We start from the raw sequence: 20865 nt of genomic DNA, 5'->3' as shown, positions 1-20865 counted from the left end.
ATCTCAAACGAGATTAATTCAGGCCGGGGATGAGCCCTGCTCGGCACGCCTAAAAAATCCGCGTATGCGCTTGTTTTTAAACAGATAGAAAAAACGGCGACCCGTGGCGGCCGCCGTTCGAACGTCGTTGTTAACGGCTGCAAAATCAGGCCGCTACTTGTGCGGCAACGTCCTTGGTACGTGCCTGAGCTTTGGCGACGGACTCGTCAAACCTTGCATCGCCGAATTCCTGATATTCGATGGCGATGGTTTCCATGTCATTGGCGTCGGCACCCAGGTAATGCGCACTGGCGCGGATTGCCGGGTCCAGCCCGTTTAGATGCGCACGCTCGCCGCCTTCGGCAAAGCCGAACTCGCCGCGCGAAGACAATACCACCAGTTTCTTACCGCTCAGTATCGGCTCGATCGGCACATCGCCACGAGCCAGATCAAAACTGAAAGTCACGCCGATCCGCGCGATCAGGTCAAACCAAGCCTTCAGCGAGGCGGGCATCGAGTAATTATACATCGGTGCGCACAGCGCGATGACATCGGTGTCGACGATTTCGGCCACCAGCGCATCGGATTCGGCCAGCACGGCGTTCTGGGCGTCGCTACGCTCTGCCGGATCGGTAAAGCAGGCGTCAATCCAGGTCTCCGAGATGATGGCGGGCGGGTTCACGCCCACGTCACGGTGGGCCACTGCACCACCACCGGACGCGGTCCAACTGTCTTCGAAAATCTGTGCCAGCTCACGGGTGAGCGAACGGTTTTCACGGGCGCTTGAATGCACGACCAATAGTTTTTTCGACATATCGAGGGTCTCCAAATTATGTCAGGGGGATCAGATTTCGAACCGGTCTGCGCTTAGGCCGGTTGCGGCAAAGGCTCGTGCGATCGAAGGCAGGATGTCCCAAGCCTGTGAAGCAATGGCCCAGCCATCGGGGTTTTTGACCAGCAGAAAGGCGCTGATATCTTCGGTGATTTCGCTGCGGTTTTCGTGCATTTCGCACCCAGCCATGGCCACAGCCACTTTGCCGGCAACCCAGATATGCAGTCCAACGCCCTTTTCTTCGAAAACGGGGATGGTGCCATCGTCCCGCAGCCCGGCCATTCGTTCGCCAAAGGCCCGCGCGCTTTGCCCCCTGGCGGGACGGGCCGAGGCAAAGAGGTTCGCGCCCTCGACGTAAGCCGCGTTCAGCGCCCTCAGGTCAGGCGGCGAGGTCTCATCCCAGCATAAAGATCGGAACTGGCGTTTGATCAGCTGCGCAATCTCGGCCCGGTCCCGGGCGACTTGGGTCTCGTCATTCATGCGGCAACTCCGGTTTCAAGGTTTAACAGCGCCAGGGCGATGGCCTCGGCGACCTGCAGCAGCACATCATCCCGTCCGGTTGCAGCGCTCAGAGTCAGGGATTGCCCCGGCATGCGCCCGGCAACCGGCATGGCCAGCGACGGAAGGTCCAGGAACGCACCCAGCATGGTCAGGCTTAGCGCTTTGGCGTTTTCAGTGGCGAAACGATCTGGATCGGCGACAATGGCGGACATGGCAGGCGGCGGCGCGGGCACTGTTGGCATCAACATCAGAGCGTCGCCCAGCAGGTTGTCCATTTCGCATTGGAAACCTGCACGAGCAGTCTGCAACAAGGCCAGCTTGCCCGGATCGAACGGCATGCCCTGCGCGATGCGGCGGCGCACATTCGGGTCCAGATCAGGATGATCCAACGCCGTGAATTGCGACAGTACATCGGGAGCCTCAGCTGCAACCAGCGTGCCTTCGCGCACGAACAGCTCTCGCACATGCGAAAACACGGGAACGGGCGCGGTCTCTACCTTGTGCCCGGCCTGCTCCAACACGGCTTGCGCTTGGGGTAAAAGCGCCGCGATTTGCGGGCTTATCGGCCCAAGGCTGTCGGTGTCAGGGATCAAGATACGCGTTGGCTTTGCAACGCCCGAAGTTGCCACTTTGCGCAGAACGGCATCCAAAGCCCGAATCCCGGCAATATCCCACGCCATCGGGCCGGGTGTGTCCAATGACGGGGCAAGTGGCAAGACACCGGTCACGTCATAGCGGCCCATGCTGGGGCGATAGCCATAGATGCCCTGATACGCCGCGGGCACGCGGGTCGAGCCTGACGTGTCAGACCCCACCGCCAGATCCGCGATCCCCAGCGCAATGGCCGAGGCACATCCGCTGGATGATCCACCCGGAACCAGATCCGCATCCAAGCCATTGACAGGTGTACCGAAATGCGGGTTCAACCCTAACCCGCTATAAGCATATTCCGACATGTTCACATGACCCAACGGCACGCCGCCCGCAGCCACGATCCGGTCCACCAACGGGGCCGATCCGGGCGCGGGTTGGGCCTGAAAGGTGCGAGTGCCTGCGGTGGTGGGCAGGCCTTCAATGTCGATATTGCCCTTGAGGATCACCACAGCTCCATCCAGCGGGTAGGCGGCGTCAGTAGCATCCAGCCGCCGCGCCACATTCTGGGCCGCATCCACTCCCAGATGCAGGAACAGATCGGTCGCATCTTCCCGGCCCGCACGCTGTATCGCGCGAGCTAAAGTATCCTGAGCCGTCATTAGAGTCATTAGAACAGGACAGGTTTGGTGTAATAAGGCAGCCGCTCAACACGTACGGCGTTGGGGTCTTTGGCGGCCTCGGCCCGGACATGGGCAGCGATTTCATGCATCGGAGCAAACCAAATGTCCCCCCGTTGCAGAACGGCCTCCAGCCATCGCTCGACCTGCCGCCATCGCGCCAGACGGCCCGTAAGGAACGGGTGCCAGATGGCCAGCCAGAAGCCGCCGGCTTCGTACTGCGCCTCGAACTCTTCCCAGAACCCTTCCAGACCCGCGCTTGGCCCTGCGACCGGCATCATGTAACCGATCTCGTCATAATGGGCGAAGGGCGGCCAGTCATCGGTGCCCCAGTGCACCGGCAGCTCCACCAGCGATCCCCTGTCCGTATTCATCAGATAGGGGATGTCATCGGCCATCAGAGAGCTTTCATATTCGAACCCGTGTTCGATCATCAGGTCGATCACCGTTTGGTTCACGTTGTAAACCGGCGCGCGATAGCCTTTGGGTGTATTGCCGATCACCCGTTTGTGGCTGTCCAAAGTGCGTTCGAACCATTCGCGTTGCTCGGCCGGGCCGTGGGCGGTCGGGTCTTCGTGCAAATAGCCGTGATGGCCAATCTCATGACCATCCTTCAAGATCATGTCCATCGTGTCCGGGTATTGCTCGACTACCCAGCCCGGTACAAAAAAGGACTGCTTCAGGCCGAATTTGCGATAGGTCTCAAGAATACGCGGGATCGCCACGGCGGGGCCATACCGCCCCATCGAGATCGGATAAAGACGGTCATGCCCGTCCTTGGGACGCGAGATGTGGATCAGGCTGTCAGCGTCGATATCAAAGCTGATCGCACAGGCACAGCGCGCACCATTCGGCCATTTGATCGGGTTCCGTATCATGTTACCTCTCCTAGTTTCACCTTGGGTGCGGGGGTCCGTGCAGCCTGAGGCGATGTTTTGTGCATCGGGAACGGCGCGCCATAGCGGGTGACCGGGGCAGTTCCGGCCTGTTCCCATTGGGCGTACCAATCCAACAGATAGGGGCGTAGGTTGCGTGCCAGTGTCAGCGCCGCGTCATTGGGCGGGCTCTGCTCCAGCTCGGCGCGCAGTTTTTGCAGCAGCTGAGTTTCGTTCAGGCCAGTCACGGTGCCATGGGCGACCACCAGCGCGCCGTTCACGATCACGTCGCGCACATCAGCGGCGGTTGCGCGACCTACGATCAGCTCGATCGGGTCCACATCCGGCGCACACCAGGGTGACATCGGTCGGCTCAGGTCCAGGACCACAGCATCGGCGCAATAGCCCAGTTGAAGCTGTCCCAACTCATGGGCACGGCCCAGAACCCGGGCCCCACCTTGGGTGGCCAGTGCCAGCACATCGCGCGCGTTCAGCGCTTTGGCCGAACGGTGCGGCGGCGTGTTCAACGCCAGTGCCAGACGCATCTCGGCAAAGATATCTTCGGCCCCGCCCAGCGTGGTGCCATCCATCCCCAACGCAACACTGACCCCGTTGCCGCACATGTCGGCAATCGGTGCCACGCCAGAGCGCAGCCGCAGGTTCGAACTGGGATTGTGACTGACCTGAACGCCGCTGCGGGCCAGATTTTCGATATCCTGCGGTCTGGCCCAAACCACATGGGCAAGGGACAGCCGCTCAGTCAGAATCCCCTGATCTGCGAAATGCTGCATCAGATGCTTGCCGCGGATCTGCTGGCTTTCCAGCCCTTCGTAAAAGCTTTCCAATGCGTGGGTCTGTATGCGGGTGTCCAGCCGCTCGGCCTCTTGCGCGACGCGGGCGAGAACTGCGTCCGGGGTCCATTGGGGGCCGGTGGGCCCAAACCAGAAGTCGCGCAACCCGTCGCCCTGCGGCACCAGCGCAGCCATCAGTTCGAAATAGGCATCAGGGCTTAGTCGCGCGCGCCCCGCCTCGTTGCGGGCCAGATCATCGCGCAGATTTTGCGGCAGGGTGGCCAGAAATCCGGCCTCTTCCCCGGCGCCATGTACGATCCGGTTCTGCCAACGTTCACCGGGTGCGATGGCCGCGCGCAGACCGGCGTCGCGATAGGCCTGAGCCTTTTCAAGCAGCCGGGCCTCTCCGCTGTCCCGCGTCACCCCAGCCGAGCACATGTCGACCACGGCCGTTACCCCGGTTTTCAGCAACCGCACCGCAGAATGGGCCGAGGAGATATAAGGCGACAGCCCCACCATCGAGGGGCCACAGAACATCCAAGGCTCCAGAAAGTCATCCCCGACCTTCTGATTGGCCAGCTCGACCCCGTAGCAATGGTGATGGGCGTTGATCAGCCCCGGCAGGATGGCACAATCCGACCCGCCATGTTCGGGGATACCCGCATGACGCGCGCGCATCTCAAGGGCCGGGCCGATCTCGGCCACACGACCGTCACGCAGCAAAACGGCGCTGTCCTCGCGCACATCATCTGCCGAGACAACAATCCACCGACCCCAGAGAAGCATGTCCGACATGCCGGATTATCCGTCGACCCGGAAGGTCAGCCCGGCGGGGGAAGTGCCCTCGCCGTTCACCGGTGTCACGTCCTGCGGGCAGGCGGACATCACCGCGATCACGTCCATATCGGCCCGGAACGACATGTAATCGCCCGGCTTTGAGACCGGCGGCTGAAAGCTGAGGCTGCCATCGGGGGCAATCGGCACATTCATCCACAGATTGAAGGGCGCAGGGATTGCCGGTGCGTGAGACCCGATGGCGAGCATCGACTGGCGCAGGTTGTCGGCGCAGTTTTCGTGATATTCTGTCAGGCCCAGCTGTTGATATCGCGCATGATCGCAATTGGCGATGATCGTGTCGTGGATCCCGGGCGAGCTGTCCTCGGTGATCGTCATCAGCGACCGGCGCAGGTTCGACACAACGCCATCGCCCACATTGGGAAAGATCGACAGGATCGAGGTGTGCAAATGCTCCATCGAGCTGTATTCTCCGATGTCATCGGCATTGAAAATCCAGAAGTCACAGACCTGATAGCCCGCCGGGTTGGTGACCGTCAGCACCTGACCCTTGCTCACCCGCACCGCACGGCCGCAACGGGCCGGAATCTCATAGGTGGTGCCTAGCTCGGGCGTACCGCCATTGGGTAGTCCAAGATCAAGGCTTTGGTTGGTGCCATCGGGCTGTCCGGTGTCAAAGGGGGAATCCTTCATGGCGCAATCCTTGCTCAACAATTTGTTGCCTCTAAAGACACACCATCCTGACGGCGGCGGAAACTGAGGAAATCTCAGGTCAGACTGAAGGAAATTCGCATTGTCCGACCCTTGTTCCGGCAAAAGCGGCTTACATACGTGCGTAGATGAAAATCTCTCACGTCCAGCATGACATTTCATCGTGTGACAAGACCTGGATGGCGGTTCAAGACTTGGGCAAAAGGCGGAAATGCCGTGGACTGCAAGAATGGATATGCCGATGACGAACCTTCCCCGAGACATTCTGTCGAAACTGCCCGAGGTGACCAGCGACGAAACCTTGTCGAACACCTTCATGGGCAATGTAGTCGAGCTGGCCATTGTCACCGATGACCATGTGAAAACCATGGAAGGCTTGTGCCGTCTGGGGATAGGGCCGTGGGCCGTTTACGAGTTTTCGCCGAAAAACGTGACCGATCAGATCTATAAGGGCGAGCCGTGCGAATTCGCACTTAAAGTGTGTTTTGCCAAATCCGGCAACATGATCTGGGAGCTGATGGAGCCGCTTTGGGGGCCCTCGATCTTCAAGGATTTCCTGGACAAGAACGGCACCGCTTTTCACCACGTGGCCTATGACTGCAATGACGCCCCGTGGGAGGATCGTCTGGCCGAGTTCGAAAAACGTGGGTTCAAACTGGTGCAATCAGGCAAGTGGAAGGGCAAGAACGCATTTGCCTTCTTCGAAACCGATGACGCCACTGGCACCACATTTGAAACCTATCACTTCCCCGAAGACTGGGATTACCCGGAACCTGAAAGCTGGTTCCCGGCCAAACCAGAGGGTGAGGTGACCTGGTAACCCCGAATACCCTGCCGCTCACCTCGAATGTCGGGTGGAGATTTCTGCCGTATCGAATTCTCTCAGCTTGCGATATGGTCCCGGAAACTCCACCCGGCACCAAAGCTTGCACATGTCCCGACTTCCCAATCTAAAAAGCGTTCAAGCCTTTGAGGCCGTCGCCCGACACCTGAGCTTCAAGGACGCCGCGGATGAGCTGTGCGTGACGCCCACGGCGGTGTCGCATCAGGTCAAATCGTTGGAAACCCATCTAGGTCTGCAATTGCTGAACCGGTCAAACCGGTTTGTCACCCTGACCCAAGATGGCGCGATCTATGCTCAACATATCTCGACCGCGTTTGAACATCTGGTAGCAGGCACCGATGCTCTGGCGCAGGATGATATTGATGGCGATCTGACGATATCGACCACCACCTCATTTGCCTCAAACTGGCTCAGCCCGCGTCTTGCGCAATTTGCCGAGCTGTATCCTAGTCTGTCGGTGCGCATTCTGGGTTGTGATGAGGTCACCGATTTCAAGGCCGAGCCAGTGGACATCGCCATCCGCTACGGGTTTGGCGATTACCCGGACATGCATTGCGCCTGGGTGCTGGACGATTTTGTCGCCCCTGTGTGCAGGCCTGAACTGGCCAAGACCTTACAAACACCCGAAGATCTGGCCTCGGCCCGGTTGATCCAATATGAATGGTCCGGCTATTCCGAGGCTGATCCCAGCTGGCAGAAATGGCTGGCGCAACATGGCATCACCCCCGCCGGGTTCCGCCCTTTTGTGACCTATTCCGAGGAACATATGTGCCTGCTGACCGCCAGTGACGGGCATGGCGTCAGCCTCGTGAGTCTGATCGCGGCGGCGCGCTATGTGTCCGATGGGCGGTTGGTAGTACCGCATCCTGCCAAGATCAAAAACAAAAGCTATTACTTGGTCTGCCCCAATTCCGCCGCGCGCAAATCCAAGATCGAGGCGTTCCAGAACTGGCTGCTGGATCAGGCCGATCAGTTCCGCGACAGCGATTACGGGCGCGAATTCTTTGAATGAAGCCCGCCCCGGTTTCGGGGCGGGCCTTGTTCATTTGCGTTTGGCAAACAGCCCGGCCACGCCATTGGGCAAAAAGATCACCGTCAGCACCACGGCGAAACCCAGCAGCAGCAGGCGGAAATCATCAAAGCTTCGCAGCAATTCGTTGCCGATCACCACGATGAACACACCCAGCACCGCGCCCGGGAACCGCCCCATGCCGCCGATGGCCAGCATGACCATCGCCATCAGAAAGAATTCGGTCCCAAGCACTTTGGGCGTCACCACCGATGTGTAATGGGCATATAGCCCGCCCGCCACGGCGGTGAACACGGCCGAGACGACAAAGGCCAGCATCTTGTATCTATACTCATTCACCCCGATGGCCTGCGCAAAAGTGTCGGCATCACGCATGGCGATAAAGGCCAGACCCATGCGCCCGCGCAACACGATGAAATAGATCAGGTAAACACAGACCGCGCCAAAGGCCAGCGCCACCCAATACCAGGTCAGCTTGTCGATCGACGACACCTGATAGCCGAACAGCTTCAGCCACGGAATACCCAGCAGGCCGGTATTGCCACCCATGCCAATGGCCTTGCCCTGCTGGATCAGCGGCGGAAGCGCCAGATGCACCGCAAAGGTAAAGAGGGCCACATATTCGCCCTTCAGCCGCAGGCTGGGCACCGCCACGATCAATCCGATCACCGCCCCGATTCCCGCCGCGGCAGCAATCGCCAGCAAGGGCGTCAGCCCGGCATAGATCGACAGCATCGCCGAGCCATAGGCGCCAAAGGTAAAGAACACCAGCTGCGCATAGTTGAAGATCCCGGCATAGCCCAGAATCAGATCCCAGCTGGCGATCACGATGCACCAGATGAACACCAGGATCAGGATGTGGTGCACATAGCTGTCCCCAATCAGCCCGCCCAGCAAGGCCAGCCCGGCCACGACGGCCCAATAGAGCATCGAGTCCCGCTTTAGCCCGGTGCCGGTAAAGACCGACGGAATCTTGGCAAGGGTCGCGTTTACTTTTGCGGACATCTCAGTTCTCCCACACACCAAACAGGCCTTTGGGGCGGACCATCAAAACGACGATCAGCATCAACAACCAGGCCGGCATGGCCCAACTTGGGCCGATATAGAAAATGACAAAGGCTTCGAGAACGGCCAGGATAAAAGCCGCCACAAACGCGCCCTTGGTGCTGCCCAGACCGCCCAGAACCACGATCACAAAGGCCTTGAGGAAGGGCGCCCAGCCCCCCAGCGGTGAAACCAGGAACACCGGGGCCAGCAGGATGCCCGCCACACCGGTCAGCACCACCGACAGCGCGAAAGTGGTGGAAAACACCTGATTGACGTTGATTCCCACCTGATTGGCGCCCTGCATATCCTGACTGACCGCGCGCACGGCCTGACCATAGCGGGTGGCCGACAGAAACCGTTCCAGCGCACCCACAAGCGCCAGCGAGATCACAAAGATCGACAGCTTGTACCAGGTGATCGTGATGCCACCGATGCTGAGTGTTCCTTCGACGAAGGGCGGAATGGTGCGGGTGCCGGGGCCAAAGACCAGTTGCAGCCCGTTTTCGATGATAAAGGCCAGACCCAGCGTCACCATGATCGTGTTGATCTTCCAGTTGTCTGACCCGCGCAGAGGCCGAATGACGGCGCGCTCAATGACCACACCGGTCAGCGCCAGCACTGGCAGTATCAGCAGAAACGCCAGCCACAGCGGCAGGCCCGGCCCGCCAACAACCAGATACCAGGCTAGAAACCCGCCCAGCGAATAGAGCGAACCATGGGCAAAGTTCAGAATGCGTGATGCGCCATAGACCAGCGACAAGCCCACTGCCACGACGCAATAAACCGCGCCCTGGGTGATGCCGCTGATCAGAATTTCAAGTATCTGCGTCATAGCACTTCCTGCATATTGTCAGCATCAGTTTCACGCACAATGCCTTCTTCGATGGAGTAGACCCGGTCGATCATGCCCTGAAGCAGCGCTAGGCTTTGTTCCACGATCAGGACGGTCAGCCCGTCCTTGTTCAGTTGCGAAACGGTCTTCAGCATCATCTCGGTCAGGTTCGGGGCCAGACCCAGTGACGGCTCGTCAATCGCCAGCAGAGAAGGGTTCGACATCAGCCCGCGTCCCAGCGCCACCATCTGTGCCTCACCCCCCGACAACGAACGGCACAACTGTTTACGGCGTTCGGCCAGACGGGGGTAAAGTGTGAAAATCCGGTCGAGATTTTGCGCCTCCTGGGCTCTGGCGCCGGACAGATAAGCCCCAAGTTGCAGGTTTTCGAGAACGGTCATGTCGGGAAACAGACGGCGGTCCTCGGCCACGTAAACCAGTCCCTGGCTCACAAGATGCGGGGTCTTGCGCCTGGCGATGTCGCTACCTTCGAACCGGATCTGGCCCGACTTCACCGGAGTCAGCCCGCAAATCGCCTTGAGCAAAGTGCTTTTACCGTGACCATTGGCACCCACCACGGCTACCAACTCGCCTTTGCCAACGCGCAGCGAGGCATCGTGCAGCACGTGAAAATCGCCGTAGAAGGCGTTGATACCCTCAACCTCAAGCATCGTGTCTCTTTCCCAGATAGATTTCGACCACATGGTCGTCGTTGAGCACGACCTGTGGGGTGTCGAGCATGACAAACTCGCCGAAATTGATGATCAGTACGCGGTCGGCGATTTCGGCCAGGGCGCGGGTCTTGTGTTCGACCATGACAATGGTGATGCCCAGCTCTTCGCGCACATGGCGGATGACCTGCAGGAACTCGACGATCTCCTCGGCGTTCAGACCGCCCAGCGGTTCGTCCATAAAGATGATCTCGGGGCCCGTCGCCAAAGCCGCGCCCAGCATGATGCGCTTGCGCGTCAGCAAATCCGCCTGCGCGGCGGGCATGGCCAGATGGTCCTCAAGCTGGGTCAGGAACAGGATATCCCGCATCGAGATCCCGGTATCCTCACCGCGCACTTCGCGCCCGAAAACCTGCCCGGCCAGCAGGTTCTCACCCACAGTGACCGAGGACAACAGCGTGGGGATCTGGAACGTCTGCGCGATGCCCAGCCCACAGCGGTGATGCCGTTTGAACCGGGTGATGTCCTGACCGTTGAAAATGACCTGCCCGGCTGTGGCCTGCAGACCGCCGGTGCAGACATTCATCAGGGTCGATTTACCCGCGCCGTTCGGCCCGGCCACGCCCAGAATCTCGCCGCGTTCGATGTGAAAGGACATATCGGTCAGCGCCCGGAACGGTCCGAACTGCATCGTGACATTTTCCAGCGACATTTGCGTCATACCGCGTATTCCTGTGCTGATCCGATTGTAGAAAATAATGCCGCGCCCATAGCAAATTGCATGGGCGCGACCAGTTGGGGGGAGTGTTAGTTGATCCAGGCAGGCTGGGTGATCTCGCCAACTTTCTGGTCACCGACAACCAGACGCACACGTTCGCCGTTCTGCACCTGGAACAGCTGCGCGGGCTGCGTGGCGGATCCGTTGTTGATGAAGTTGCGCTCGTTGAAATCAAAGGTGCCTACTAGGCCTTGGTATTTCATGGTCCGGATCGCATCGGCCACGGCATCATAGTCCGAGGCATCGCCCACCTGCTCGACCGCAGCGGCCCACATATAGACCATGTCATAGACGGCAGCGGCCAGGCTGACTGAAGGTTCAAACCCATAGGCCGCTTCCCAGCGTTCGACAAAGGCATTGCCGGCCTCATTGTCTTGATGCGCGTTCAGGGTGAACGACAGCAGACCTTCGGCCTGACCTTGCGCGATCACGTCATCCAAACCGGTGGTGGCCCCGATATAGCCCACATTCAGCAGGGCATCGCCCGCAGGGTTTTCCTTGTATTGCGACAGGAAGGTGGTGGCGACCGCAGGCTCCAGCGCCTCCAGGTGGATCAGCGAAGGCTGCGCTTCGCGGATCTGGCTTTGGATGCCGGTCCATTCCACGGTGTCATAGGGCACTTCCTGCACATAGACGACTTCCCAACCCGCAACTTCGGCGGCTTCGGCCATGGAATTCGCGTTGTTGATGTCCCATTCGAAATCGCCATGCACGATGGCCAGACGCTTGGTTTCGAACGCGTGACCGGTGGTCATCATCATGTCGAATTGAGTTTTGCCATAGTTCAGATCGATGTCAGAGGCGTTGAAGATCGCATTACAGCGCATCCGCTCGGCCAGATCGATCACACCTGCCACCGCGTCGTTGTGGATATAGGGGATGCCATAGGGGCAAAAGGCCGGGATATCCGGGCCCATACCGCCATAGCCGTTGATCAGAGCGCTGACGCCACCGCGTTCGATCAGGTTTGCCGCCGCGGCCGCCAACTTATCCGGTGTCAGGTCGCCGATGTCGAAGGTGACCACTTCTATCTGGTTGCCCAACAGGCCACCCTCGGTGTTGATCTCACCCACAGCCAGGTTGATCGCCTGTTCCATCGTCTCACCGTCAGCGGCGAAATAACCAGTCAGCGGGATCGGAGCGCCCAGCGAGATTGTGTCGGCCAGCGCCAAAGTGGCGCTTGCACCCAGGGCACAAGCCGCAAAGGTTGATTTCAGAAACGTGTTAGCCATTTTTTTATTCCTCCCGATTGGAACAGGTTGCGGTTGGCGGCGGCACAGAAGGATGCATTGCTCAGCCTGTCTGCAGATTGGAACCGAGGTTCCGGGCGCCACCGCCATATGAAGGTTCAGCCGCTTCATGCGACAGGACAGACACCCCTCAGCATGCTGGAACCAGTTTGGTTGAGCGGCGTTGACGTTTTTCATAGGCGCAACTCTTTCAGTCCCGTGCCTGAATTCTCTTCAGCCAAGACATGAGGTTTCATCGGGTGACACAAGCAACGTTGAGTAGTCACACTTCCCGGGAACAGAATTACCGACCGGAGAGATACATGACCGATCAAGAGCGCAACAAGGCCACGGTGGCCGACATTTATGCCACCTGCTGGAACAAAAACGATATGAAACGCGTCGACGAAATCTTCAACGAAGACCTAAGCCACGGCCTTCTATTGGATGGCTGGCCTTCTGGTCGTGATGGTTTCAAGAAGCTTGTCAGCTTCTGGCGCGAGGCCTTCCCCGACATCCACGAAGACGCGATTGATCTGGTTGCTGACGGCAACACCGTGATGTCCCGTTTCCGCCTGCGCGGCACCCATACCGGTGATTTCTACGGCATCCCGGGCACGGGCCGAAAAGTCGACATCTACGGCGCCGAGTGGTTCAAATTCGACGAGAACGGCAAAGTGACTGATTACCTCTATCACGAAGACACGCTGGGCCTGTTCTTCCAGCTGGGCGTCATGCCCCTGCCCCATCTGAACATCGCAGGTGTTGACGGCACCGAGAAGTGAGCCCCCGCGGCACCTTCGCTCCACCGCTCAAAACGGTCAGGTACATTTGTACCTGGCCTTTTGGCGTTTCATTGATCCAAACCCCGGGCGCGACCCGGTTATCTGCTTCAGGAGACCTGATATGGAACTGATTTCCGGCCTCGATTTCACCGGCCAGACGGTGATGGTGACAGGCGCAAGCCGTGGCATCGGCCTTGGCGTGGCCCACGCATTTGCGCTGCATGGGGCCGATTTGCACATCCTGTCCCAAGGAGAGGAAATCCATCAGGTCGCCCTGGATCTGGCCGAGGAAACCGGGCGCAATGTCACGGGCTGGACCTGTGACATCACCAACAGCGCCCGCGTGAAAGAGGTGTTTTCGCAGATCCCCGCGCTGGATGTGTTCGTGGCCAATGCCGGTCTGGAAGACGTCACGCCGATCAGCGATCAAAGCGATGAGGCCGAGGCACGGTTTCGCCGCGTCATCGACATCAATGTGAACGGCACCTATCTGACCACCCGTGCCGCTGTGCCTTTGATGGGCCAAGGCGGGCGGATCATCATCACCGCCTCGATCTGGGGCACCACGGCGGAACCGGATCTCAGCGCTTATATCTCATCCAAACACGCCAATATCGGCTTCATGCGCGTGATGGCGAAGGAGCTTGGGCCAAAAGGCATTCGCGTCAACGCCGTCTGCCCCGGCTGGGTTCTGACCGGTCCGGCCCTTAACACCTTGCGCGAAATGGCGCAGGACCGGGGCGTTTCAGAAGGCGTGATCGAAGACGAAATCAGCGCCAGTCAATCTCTGCCTGGCGTCCAAAAGGCAGATGACGTTTCCTTGAGCTACCTTTACTTGGCGTCCCCGCTGGCGGCAAATATCACCGGACAGAAATTGAACGCTGATCGCGGTACGGTCCAAGGCTAAAGGTGGGTAAAGTCATGAATACCAACTGTAATCTGATCATGGGCGCGCTGGTCGCCGATGCGGCCTCGCTGGGGCTGCACTGGTTGTATGATCAACCCCGCATAGCCCAACTTGCAGGGGACACACCCGAATTCCGCGCCACAACGGCCAAGGATTTCGAAGGCGTCCCAGCCTATTTCGCGCACCCGCTGAAACGCCCCGGCGACCTGACCCAGTATGGGGAACAGTTGATGGTGCTGCTGCGGGCGCTGGCGGCGTCTGGTGGCACCTATGACCAAACGGTGTATAACGCCGAATTTGCCGCGCATTTCGGGTATGGCGGGACCTATTCCGGCTATATCGACCACGCGACCCGTGAAACGCTCGACAATCTCGCAAAGGGTGACGCTGACGCGCCGCAGGGGGCCAATGACGTGCAATTGCCCGCCATTGCCAAACTGCCTGCACTGGTGGCTGCCGGTCAGGAGCGCCACGCCGCGGACGCGGTGCGCACCACCAACGCGACCGAGATCGCCGATCTTTACGGAGCGGTCGCGACCGCCATGTTGATCGCCGCGCGCGACGGGGAATCCAAAGCCCAGATCGCCGAAGCTGCAGTGGGCGCAGCTGATCCGCAGATCCTGCCCCGGCTGGACCTAGCCCGCGCCGCCACGGATCGCACCAACGCGGAGATCACCAGTGAACTGGGTCTGGCCTGCGAACTGGAAAATGGCGTTCCCAGCGTATTGCACAACATTCTGACAGCCGGGTCTTACGCTGACGCGATCCGCACCAATATCTTATCTGGTGGCGACAGCTGTGGCCGGGCCATACTGCTGGGTGCGCTGGCCGGGGCGCTTTGCGGTGTGCCCGAAGACTGGGCCGCGCGGCTGAACAATCGAGCGCAGGTGCAGGACTTGCTGGATCAGCTCAAGCTGTAATCCCGAAGGAGCGCTTGGCCCCTTCAATCACATTCACAAATGATTTGGGTGGCGCTGGCATTGCCAAGCGACCCCCAGTTTTTTGGACTTGAGTGGCGTCAGTTTTCCAGCAGATACGACCGACTAGTCATTCACTCGTTAAATCTGAAAGCGTCAATGGCCGAAAGTTTGCAACGGAACCATCGAAAGTAAAAGAACACAGCAAAGAGGATCACATCCTTGGGATATTGTGCGCCTTTGAACGAGATCATGAGCTGGCCTTCGAATTGAAAATACCGATAGCCATTCACTCGTAGCGCTGACGAGCGTCAACGGATCTGTTGCAAAGTTTCTTGCTAAATGCAGGTATCGCGCTGCAGCCACGCTTTAAGCGGCCAGTTCCGCGAATTGGCGAAACGGACAGGTTCCAGGCAGGAACTGACCTGTGATGAAAAAATCAGTAAGTTATCAAACATACAGGCGCGACTGACCTCTTTCGGTGAAAGAACTGCGCGCCTGCAGCGAATGTCTGGATTGTACGACTGTGAGTTCGGTCGCCGCTGAATTTTGCACCCGCAGCGAACGGCAGGTTCGACGGACCGCACCGCAGCACTACAAGTGCAGCTCTGGGCCGTGAGACTCAGTGGGGCAGGCAGCAGCACTGCCTGCCTGAGAAGCACATTTGTTCTGTCATGCCGACGCCGTCTTGGGCCAATCTGCCTTCAACAGCCGTGCAAAGATCATCACATGTGTGACCAAAAGTACCGGGACAAAGAATGTTGGAATGAACCAAGTGGGGCCAAAGTAATTAATTGCCTCGGCTTGGCGCAAGGCGTTCACCAGATCTACAGTACCAAGGATGTTGAAACCCCACACCAACGGAAGGGCGGCCACTGATCCCCATCGCAAAGCGATAAGCGCGGCGATTGCCAGAAACGCCGAAAGTAGATCGCCATAGCTGGCGCTGGTTGCGAACGCCTCGGGCAACCCTCCGTTGTTGAGATTTGGTACCAAGAAGCTCAATCCGATGTGTCGGAAAGCATGTGGCAACAGCAGGATTGAGAGCGCTGCCGCCGCCGACAGCCGTGCAAGCCAGGGTGCAATGTACCACGCCGCGATCAGAGCAAAGACAAAGAGACTCATCGCGAACTGAAGAAGGAATATCACTGTGGGCGTCATCTGATCGGTCCTTTCGATATGCGTTTGTTTACGTGAATTGGAGGTAGGCAGACCTTCACCCTCGAACCGCAGTTTGCGATACGCTCACCTCGGCCCGGATCGCCCCCAATGATGCGGCCGGAGCAATCTCGTGGGCTATTCCAGTGGCGACATCACAAAGCAAGGCTGAGACGGTGATCGCGTCCGGTACCTCCGATGCTACCGCTAGGCGCTTGATGTCTGCGAAAAGGTCGCTTTCCTGATCCGTGATCGCGTACTCGGACACATCTATCCCAAGCTTTTTCAGCAGCGCGTCCTGAAGGTCTGGATTGGACAGCCGCTGGGCTCCACATTGTGTGTGCTGCATCAGGATTACGTTGAACGCCTGTTCGCGGCCCTCCGTCATGACGCTCACCAGAAAGGCGAGGGTGGCGATTTCTTCGATTGCGGCGCGTGTAACCCGTCCGCCATTGTTTCGGATTACAACCGCATCACCAAGCTCCAGCCCGAGGATGTGCGCGGGATCGACCCGGGCATCGCCGCAGGTCAGAACAACCGTTCGCAACTTTGGCAGGATCGGCAGGTTAGCACTGTCAAAGCCCGCCGCGAATTCTTGGTTTCGAGTGATGAGTTCATTTTGAACGTTCATAAAAATGTCCTTTCGTCGGGTGGGTCAATCCTTCGTCTCGCGCAGTCTCAGGCGACACGCATCGGTGCGGTCTTTCTGGCGGTGGGTTGGTGACTTTCCGCCCACGCGGCGTCGTCTTGGCAATACGACGGGGACGAAAGCTGTACATAGTCTCGCTGCATCTGGGCGCGATCAAGATCGAAGGAGCGCGTCGTGAGGATCTTCAGAAAGCTGCCGATCGCGCCTATGCTGCGGGACTGGCTGCGCACCAAGTCCGGTTGATCAGCGACCTTGCGCCGTACAATGCTTTCGAAGGCTTCAGGTTCATGCCCGCTGACTTGGAACACGTCTTCGGTTGGGGCGTTCACCGCGAAGGCACCTCGCCTGTACTCTTCTGAATAGATTGCAAGCTGGGTGACTGCCGCTTCCGAATAGTTTGCTGGGCGCAGGGCTTTCAGCGCCTTGACCATCATACGCTCGGAAATGTCGACATAACGTACCCGCCGCCCCAGCGCGCGGCCCATTGCTTCAGCGATCTCGTTGGGTGACAACAGCGTTGGGCCCGTGGGACGATATGTCTTGCCTGCATGGTGTGCCGGATCCGTCAAGGCACCGACAACTACGCGGGCAATGTCTTCGTTTGAGGGGGCGGCATTCTTCTTCACGTCGCCGTCGCCGAGCGGCATCGTGAACTGCCCAAGATGGGCCGCCATGCCCAGTACCATCAGGTAGTTTTCTGCAAACCATCCGACATTCACCGTGGTTACGGACATCTCGGGGCGCATGCCGATCAGGATGTCGCCCAGGTAAACTTCGCGCGTAAACAGTGATGGGTGATCTACGCTCGAAAGCCATTGGCTAAGTGTAACGACGTGTTCAACCTCTGCTTCGTAAGCCGCAGCGGTGAAGACCGCATTGAAGTGCAGCCCGTTGGGTGCTGTCGGAGCGCATTGATACGCCCGCTGCACGCCCTTCATGGCTTTGCGCATGTCGCTCAGCGAATACTGGTCACCCACGAATAGTTCAGCGCCAGCGCGCTCAAGCAGGTCAGAACGATGATCCCTCTGACGTACGAACGCACGGACAGGAAAAGTCTTGGCTCTGAGCTGAAGTGCAACTTGCGATCCGGTCTTACCGCTTGCGCTTGTGACTAGGATCTTGGGGTTGGCAGGCACGGGCACGCTCCTTTAGATTATGGTTGCAATCTATAATTTGGATGATACATGTAATCTTAAATGTCAACCCCGTCTGGGAGCGCGAAAATGCCGAGGATGTCGGAAGCGGAGAAACAGCGCAGTCACAACAGGATACTGGATGCTGCAGCGCAGTTGTTCCGCGAACGCGGGGTCGAAGCGACCAGCGTCGCTGACGTCATGAAGGCAGCCGGAATGACACATGGCGGTTTCTACCGGCACTTCGAGTCGAAAGAGGATTTGATCGCGACAGCCTTCTGGCACGCAGTCGACGATGTGGTTTCCGACATGGAGCGCGAAGAAACCAGCGAAGGGCGAAAGAAGGAGCGCCGAAGCTACATAGCTAAGTATCTTTCCCAAGCTCACGCTCAAGATAGTCGGAACGGATGTCCGTTGGCGGCGATGGGAACAGAGCTTGCCCGCACAACGGGCGCGCCCCATCAAGTGGGCGCACAGGCGTTAGATCGCATGGCGGCCCTTTTGCAGGACACGTCGGAAACCGGTTCGGGTCAGGGCTTAGCTGCGATGGCGCTCTTGATGGGCACGATTACCCTGGCTCGTCTGACGGAATCAGAAGAAGAGGCAGACCGAGCGCTGGAAGCAGGGCGCACAGCCATAGGTTTGCTTCAGGATTATTGGCCGAAAGAAAGATCCTAACTGTGGCAGAGTATCCCGAGAATTTGACGGCTATGTTGTGGTTTGCCGTCACCCGCTATTCGACAATGCTGCAAGGTGCACGAACGGCAGCAATGCGCAGGCTGCGCTGCAGCGTCGAGTGGTGAGGCAAACGGCTGGTTTGGGCCGTGTGCGAATTCGATGTCATCTAGCCTAAATTGCCGATGCAGTGAGCATGACGATTACCCTCAGGCCAACCTGCACTCGTTATGCTGTACATTCTAGGGCAAGATCGCTATTCAGCCTGTTCCTGCAAATCATTGCAAACTTCAGACTAGAAAGGTGGTGTAAACCACATGCAGGTTAGTGTTCGCGACAACAATGTCGATCAGGCCCTTCGGGTTCTTAAGAAAAAGCTCCAGAAGGAAGGCGTTTTCCGTGAAATGAAGCTCAAGCAACATTTCGAGAAGCCGTCTGAGAAAAACGCGCGCCAGAAAGCTGAAGCGATCCGCCGCGCCAGAAAGCTGGCACGTAAGAAGTTGGAACGCGAAGGATGATGTAATCATTCCTCGACGCTGAAAAACAGCCCCTGTTGTCCGATGGCAGCGGGGGTTTTACGTATCAACGAGCTATTTGAAGTGAGAGTGCTACGAATTAGCTTCATGCAGCACGCGTTGCACATTGCCGAGAACGCAGACTGTGTTCACGGATGAAGCGCCATCCGCGAAAACACCCCACTTGCACAATTCTTTCTGCGCAGAGTCAGTCGAAGTAGTTCACCAGCGGGCGGGCGGCGCGGAAGATCTCAATCAGCAGATCGATTACCTCGTCGCAAAGCAGCAGAGCGTCTGGCAAATCTTTGCGGCATCCCAGGCCAGCCATTTTCAGATAGGGCGCGGCGGGGTCGTTACTTGCAAAGCCTTCCGGCACAGTATCCAACGCCTTTCGCGTGACAAGTCCGTCTGGGAAAGTCTTCTTAAACTCAGGGTCGTCCAAGACGGCTGTCAGGCCGCTCGGATCATCGATCAAACGCGTTCGCATTCGGACGAGCGCGGCCTTGGAAGGTTTGAAAAGCGCAGCTCCTGCGTAGCAATTTTCTGGCTCTATGTGGAGATAGTATCCGAAGCTTTCTTCGGGATCACCTGCATTGGCAAAGACATCCACGTCCGAGCGGTATAGAGCACGCCCGATGCGGTCTCGTGGTGCCTGAAAGAATTTGGTGTAGCTTCGCTTCGGTTTGATCCCGGCCTCAGCCACGAAAGGATCAAAGCGATCAGCATAGTCGTGCAGTGTCATTGCGATACCAGCGAAATTGCGCAAGGCGTCATCGCGTTCTTCGCGGTGCTCGTCCATCCAGGCTTTGCGGTTGTTCATTCCGAGATCCGCAAGGAACGCAAATGTTTCTGGCTCTACCACGGGCGCAACTCCTGTTTCGCAGTTGCCAAGAGGCTTGACTGCGTTCCCATTGCACTCTTGTAAGGCTTATTCAGAGTAACCGCCATGGATTGTAACTCAGCGCCTGACAGACAGCACCGGTGATGGAATGGACAACCACTACTTACGTGTTGTCTGTAACGTTCGGTCCCGAACAACGAAAATGCTGCGCCAACGATGAATGTCCGGTTTGGGGAGTTGAGCCACAGCTAGGGACAGGGCCATCAATGTCGGCACTGGGCCGCCCTCGAAGACGGCCCGAATTTACTATATTTCAATGGCCTCGGCGATTGCCAGCGCGTCCTCAAGTTCGACGCCCAGATATCGGACCGTGCTGTCCATTTTTGTGTGCCCAAGCATAAGCTGAACCGCCCGCAAGTTGCCGGTCTTCTTGTAGATCTGGGTCACCTTTGTTCGCCTCATTGAATGCGTGCCATATGGGCTAGCTTCTAGACCGATCGATGTGACCCAATCGCGGACGATCCGTGCATATTGGCGTGTCGAGATATGTAGACGCTCATGGAAGCGACCCGGCCAAAGGTACTCCGAGCCGACCATGAGTTCATCCTCAATCCACTTCTCGACCGAGGCTCTTGTGCCTTCGGATATTTCAAAACGCACCGGTTTCTGCGTTTTGCTTTGCAACACGGAAGCCCGTTCTTTGATCTGGCCAGATGCCATAACGTCAACGACTTTCATCTTCACCAGGTCGCAACCTCTCAGCTTGCTGTCGATCGCCATGTTGAACAGTGCGAGGTCGCGATGACTTTCTGCCAATTCAAGTCGAACACGGATTGCCCAGACATGCTTTGGCTTCAGCGGCCGTTTCTGGCCAACGATACGTCCTTTGTTCCAGGCTGGACGAAGCGCGCGAATGGCCGGTAAGTTTGGTGTTTCCATGACTGATCCTCCGATCCGCCATGCCCTCCACACCGACAACCCGACGTTGACGAAGCACCATATCACATGATTACTGCACTGCTTCTGAGGTCGGCAGTGAGCCCATCCCGTGAATTTGGTTTTCACGCTGCGTGCGCTTGCAGAACTAGAAATGCTGCAA

The 20865-nt window shown here is 58.3% G+C and carries 23 protein-coding genes and 1 pseudogene; 7 read left to right on the top strand and 17 right to left on the bottom strand.

All coding sequences use genetic code 11. The features are described 5' to 3' along the window. Positions 1–145 precede the first annotated feature (145 nt). The 6 genes from QMP16_RS17515 to QMP16_RS17490 are packed head-to-tail and all read right to left on the bottom strand — an operon-like array spanning position 146 to position 5737. The gene (locus QMP16_RS17515) at positions 146–793 is read right to left on the bottom strand and encodes an FMN-dependent NADH-azoreductase (RefSeq protein ID WP_282153432.1); all 648 of its coding nucleotides are present in this window, start codon (positions 791–793) and stop codon (positions 146–148) included. A gap of 30 nt (positions 794–823) precedes the next feature. Next, positions 824–1291 carry a hypothetical protein gene (locus QMP16_RS17510; RefSeq protein ID WP_282153431.1) on the bottom strand — a complete coding sequence of 156 codons (468 nt, stop codon included), beginning with the start codon at positions 1289–1291 and terminating at the stop codon, positions 824–826. Then, entirely contained in the window at positions 1288–2574 is a 1287-nt protein-coding gene (locus tag QMP16_RS17505) for an amidase (RefSeq protein WP_282153430.1), read from the bottom strand. The genes QMP16_RS17510 and QMP16_RS17505 overlap by 4 nt, the downstream gene beginning before the upstream one ends. After that, positions 2574–3461: a polysaccharide deacetylase family protein gene (locus tag QMP16_RS17500; protein WP_282153429.1), complete on the bottom strand. Its 888-nt coding sequence runs from the start codon at positions 3459–3461 to the stop codon at positions 2574–2576. Before QMP16_RS17500 ends, QMP16_RS17505 begins: the two co-directional genes overlap by 1 nt. Next, a complete protein-coding gene (locus QMP16_RS17495; protein ID WP_282153428.1) occupies positions 3458–5044 on the bottom strand; it encodes an amidohydrolase family protein in 1587 nt (528 codons plus the stop codon). The genes QMP16_RS17500 and QMP16_RS17495 overlap by 4 nt, the downstream gene beginning before the upstream one ends. Before the next feature lie 6 nt (positions 5045–5050). Next, complete coding sequence (locus tag QMP16_RS17490) at positions 5051–5737, bottom strand: urea carboxylase-associated family protein (RefSeq protein WP_282153427.1); 687 nt, start codon at positions 5735–5737, stop codon at positions 5051–5053. A 259-nt stretch (positions 5738–5996) separates the two neighbouring features. Between QMP16_RS17490 and QMP16_RS17485 the strand changes: the two genes are divergently transcribed. After that, the gene (locus QMP16_RS17485; protein ID WP_282153426.1) at positions 5997–6575 is read left to right on the top strand and encodes a VOC family protein; all 579 of its coding nucleotides are present in this window, start codon (positions 5997–5999) and stop codon (positions 6573–6575) included. Positions 6576–6687: 112 nt separating this feature from the next. Beyond that, positions 6688–7611, top strand: a complete 924-nt coding sequence (gene gcvA, locus QMP16_RS17480; protein WP_282153425.1) for a transcriptional regulator GcvA — start codon at positions 6688–6690, stop codon at positions 7609–7611. 30 nt (positions 7612–7641) lie between these two features. Here gcvA and QMP16_RS17475 read toward each other — a convergent pair whose 3' ends face one another. The 5 genes from QMP16_RS17475 to QMP16_RS17455 all read right to left on the bottom strand — a co-directional run bounded on the left by QMP16_RS17475 (position 7642) and on the right by QMP16_RS17455 (position 12189). After that, the gene (locus QMP16_RS17475) at positions 7642–8634 is read right to left on the bottom strand and encodes a branched-chain amino acid ABC transporter permease (protein ID WP_282153424.1); all 993 of its coding nucleotides are present in this window, start codon (positions 8632–8634) and stop codon (positions 7642–7644) included. 1 nt (position 8635) lies between these two features. Beyond that, positions 8636–9508 (bottom strand): branched-chain amino acid ABC transporter permease, encoded by an 873-nt coding sequence (locus tag QMP16_RS17470; RefSeq protein WP_282153423.1) that lies wholly within the window; start codon positions 9506–9508, stop codon positions 8636–8638. After that, the gene (locus QMP16_RS17465) at positions 9505–10179 is read right to left on the bottom strand and encodes an ABC transporter ATP-binding protein (protein WP_282153422.1); all 675 of its coding nucleotides are present in this window, start codon (positions 10177–10179) and stop codon (positions 9505–9507) included. Before QMP16_RS17465 ends, QMP16_RS17470 begins: the two co-directional genes overlap by 4 nt. After that, positions 10172–10900 carry an ABC transporter ATP-binding protein gene (locus QMP16_RS17460; protein WP_282153421.1) on the bottom strand — a complete coding sequence of 243 codons (729 nt, stop codon included), beginning with the start codon at positions 10898–10900 and terminating at the stop codon, positions 10172–10174. Before QMP16_RS17460 ends, QMP16_RS17465 begins: the two co-directional genes overlap by 8 nt. Positions 10901–10986: 86 nt before the next feature. After that, the gene (locus QMP16_RS17455) at positions 10987–12189 is read right to left on the bottom strand and encodes an ABC transporter substrate-binding protein (RefSeq protein ID WP_282153420.1); all 1203 of its coding nucleotides are present in this window, start codon (positions 12187–12189) and stop codon (positions 10987–10989) included. A 320-nt stretch (positions 12190–12509) separates the two neighbouring features. On the opposite strand from QMP16_RS17455, the gene QMP16_RS17450 reads away from it, so the two are divergent. The 3 genes from QMP16_RS17450 to QMP16_RS17440 all read left to right on the top strand — a co-directional run bounded on the left by QMP16_RS17450 (position 12510) and on the right by QMP16_RS17440 (position 14798). Then, the gene (locus QMP16_RS17450) at positions 12510–12971 is read left to right on the top strand and encodes an ester cyclase (protein WP_282153419.1); all 462 of its coding nucleotides are present in this window, start codon (positions 12510–12512) and stop codon (positions 12969–12971) included. Positions 12972–13092: 121 nt separating this feature from the next. Beyond that, a complete protein-coding gene (locus QMP16_RS17445) occupies positions 13093–13878 on the top strand; it encodes an SDR family NAD(P)-dependent oxidoreductase (protein ID WP_282153418.1) in 786 nt (261 codons plus the stop codon). Between the two features lie 14 nt (positions 13879–13892). Beyond that, positions 13893–14798: an ADP-ribosylglycohydrolase family protein gene (locus tag QMP16_RS17440; protein WP_282153417.1), complete on the top strand. Its 906-nt coding sequence runs from the start codon at positions 13893–13895 to the stop codon at positions 14796–14798. 179 nt (positions 14799–14977) lie between these two features. On the opposite strand, the pseudogene QMP16_RS23665 reads toward QMP16_RS17440, so the two are convergent. The 4 genes and pseudogenes from QMP16_RS23665 to QMP16_RS17425 all read right to left on the bottom strand — a co-directional run. Then, a pseudogene (locus tag QMP16_RS23665) lies at positions 14978–15049 on the bottom strand (IS6 family transposase); the annotation flags it as partial. 418 nt (positions 15050–15467) lie between these two features. Next, a complete protein-coding gene (locus QMP16_RS17435) occupies positions 15468–15956 on the bottom strand; it encodes a hypothetical protein (protein WP_282153416.1) in 489 nt (162 codons plus the stop codon). Positions 15957–16011: 55 nt separating this feature from the next. Beyond that, entirely contained in the window at positions 16012–16584 is a 573-nt protein-coding gene (locus QMP16_RS17430; RefSeq protein ID WP_282153415.1) for a carbonic anhydrase, read from the bottom strand. Between the two features lie 47 nt (positions 16585–16631). After that, positions 16632–17738 (bottom strand): NmrA family NAD(P)-binding protein, encoded by a 1107-nt coding sequence (locus QMP16_RS17425; RefSeq protein ID WP_282153414.1) that lies wholly within the window; start codon positions 17736–17738, stop codon positions 16632–16634. Positions 17739–17825: 87 nt separating this feature from the next. Here QMP16_RS17425 and QMP16_RS17420 point away from each other — a divergent pair, with 87 nt between their 5' ends. Further along, complete coding sequence (locus QMP16_RS17420; RefSeq protein ID WP_282153413.1) at positions 17826–18413, top strand: TetR/AcrR family transcriptional regulator; 588 nt, start codon at positions 17826–17828, stop codon at positions 18411–18413. Positions 18414–18727: 314 nt separating this feature from the next. Next, positions 18728–18928 (top strand): 30S ribosomal protein S21, encoded by a 201-nt coding sequence (gene rpsU / locus QMP16_RS17415; RefSeq protein WP_040700433.1) that lies wholly within the window; start codon positions 18728–18730, stop codon positions 18926–18928. A 205-nt stretch (positions 18929–19133) separates the two neighbouring features. Here the strand turns inward: rpsU and QMP16_RS17410 are convergent, their stop codons facing one another. Further along, positions 19134–19787, bottom strand: a complete 654-nt coding sequence (locus tag QMP16_RS17410) for a DUF2461 domain-containing protein (RefSeq protein ID WP_282153412.1) — start codon at positions 19785–19787, stop codon at positions 19134–19136. Positions 19788–20072: 285 nt separating this feature from the next. Further along, the gene (locus QMP16_RS17405) at positions 20073–20705 is read right to left on the bottom strand and encodes a tyrosine-type recombinase/integrase (RefSeq protein WP_282153411.1); all 633 of its coding nucleotides are present in this window, start codon (positions 20703–20705) and stop codon (positions 20073–20075) included. Between the last annotated feature and the right edge of the window lie 160 nt (positions 20706–20865).

The sequence above is a fragment of the Ruegeria atlantica genome (assembly GCF_947495585.1).
GTDB classification, from domain to species: Bacteria; Pseudomonadota; Alphaproteobacteria; order Rhodobacterales; family Rhodobacteraceae; genus Ruegeria; species Ruegeria atlantica_G.
The sequence above is the reverse complement of the archived record's forward strand: the minus strand, read 5'-3'. Positions and strand labels throughout refer to the sequence as shown.